The sequence below is a fragment of the Peribacillus sp. genome (genome assembly GCF_059453735.1).
The window spans coordinates 1-1,954 of sequence record NZ_JAZVJO010000294.1; the positions used below are offsets into that span (position 1 = coordinate 1).

A 1,954-nucleotide genomic window follows, 5' to 3' on the forward strand; every position below is an offset into this window, starting at 1 on the left:
TTGTATAAAGAAAAAGTAGATACGATGGGTATTCGGTTTACTAGTGAGAACGCTACAGGAATGCTGATTAAGTCGAAAGTGGTTGAAGGAGATCCAGAGGTCGAGTATTTCAGAAGAAACTCGGCAGCGTCTACATTAAATGCAGATGACTTTTCTGAAGAATACTTCGGGCAAGCAAAGCACCTTCATGTGACGGGAATTCCTTCAGCACTGTCAACTGGATGTCATGAATTTTCATTAGCAGCGATGAGGTATATGAAGCGAGAAGGAATGTCAATTTCCTTTGATCCGAATTTACGACTTAAGTTATGGCAGGATAAACAAAAAATGATTAACGAAATCAATCAGCTTGCTTGTTTGGCGGACCTATTCTTACCTGGAATGTCAGAAGCTGAGGTATTGACTGGTCTTTCTACACCTGAGGAAGTGGCGGATTTCTATATAAGTAAAGGGGTTAAAAAAGTTGTTATCAAGCTTGGTGCGAAGGGTGCTTACTTTAAAAACGATAGCGAGGAAGGCTACATAAATGGGTTTGTGGTTGATGAGGTAGTGGATACAGTTGGTGCTGGAGATGGCTTCGCTGTTGGGGTTATTAGTGGATTACTTGACGGTAAATCGATACAAGAAGCTGTTATCCGCGGCAATGCAATTGGCGCTCTTCAAATTATGTCACCGGGAGATATGGATGGAATGCCAAGCAGATTAAAACTAGATGAGTTTATTGAAAAACAGCATAAAGTTCAAGAAAGTTAAATGCGGCACTCAATAATCTGATTACGATGCATGAGGAATTATTAATAGATATGTTGGATAGATAATAATGAGAATAAAAATGGCATTGAAAAAGTTCTTAGTGGTATAGCAATTATAGCGACGAGTGTGTTAGTAACGGCTATCTTAAGGCCTAAACTTACAATGTGGGTGGTGAAAATACAGGACAAGAGATGGATCCCGTAGCAGGTACAAGAAAACAGCTGCTACACCTGATTAAACTTCCATTCGTAAGATGCGATAAAGGAAATGTAAGTGTTAATTAATTCAACTGAGGTTTTTTGCCGCAGTTGTTTTTGTATTTTCATAATAAGCTATATACTAATAGAAACGGGTATAGACTTTTAAAGAATTAAGGAGTGATTGTTTTGAAGGAAAATTCGGTGTTAAACAAGCTAAAGAAGCATACGCCGATAATCTTAGGGAGCGAAGCCTTTAATAAGTATGCCGTGCTCGTACCTCTTGTAGAAATCAATGGAGAAACTCATATATTATTTGAAATTCGTTCTCTTGAGATGCGCAGGCAGCCGGGTGATATTTGTTTTCCGGGAGGGAGAAAAGATCCTCTTGACCTAAATGAACAGCAGACGGCGATTAGGGAGACAACGGAGGAGTTGGGTATTAACAAAGAAAACATAACTGATGTTACTCCGCTTAACTATATCGTTTCTCCAGGGATGATAGTTTATCCCTATGCAGGGGTGATTGACCCTTCTGTACCTATGAAGCCGAATCCTGCGGAAGTTGGCGGGGTTTTTACTGTGCCGTTAACTTATTTTTTGGATAATCCTCCCGCAATCTATCCAGTAAATTTAAGGGCTGAGCCGGAAGAAAACTTCCCCTTTGAGCTTGTAGTGGGCGGGGAGAACTACCACTGGCAGACAAGAAAGGTGGATGAGTATTTTTATTCTTATAATGGGAGAGTAATCTGGGGAATGACAGCGAGAATATTAGCTCATTTAGTAGACATTATTCGATAATATTCAGTCTAGATCAGTTTGAACCTGCGAATTTTATTCAAAGGTTCTTTTCTTTTGATTTAATTAGAAAAATTTATATAATATTATTAATTATAGTAAGATAGATATGAGTTGAAAATAGGGAAGGGGATTAATCATTTGTCGGGAGACCAGATAGGAACGAAAACTGAATGGATGAAGCAGACTAACGGTGGTCATATTTT

Annotated in this window: 2 protein-coding genes; both read left to right on the top strand. The window is 38.8% G+C overall.

The genetic code is table 11. From position 1 onward, the window contains the following. A partial coding sequence (locus AC52RT_RS09405) for a sugar kinase (protein ID WP_495540499.1) occupies positions 1-753 on the top strand: 753 nt, incomplete at its 5' end. A gap of 386 nt (positions 754-1,139) precedes the next feature. After that, entirely contained in the window at positions 1,140-1,751 is a 612-nt protein-coding gene (locus AC52RT_RS09410; protein WP_495540500.1) for an NUDIX hydrolase, read from the top strand. Positions 1,752-1,954: the final 203 nt, after the last annotated feature.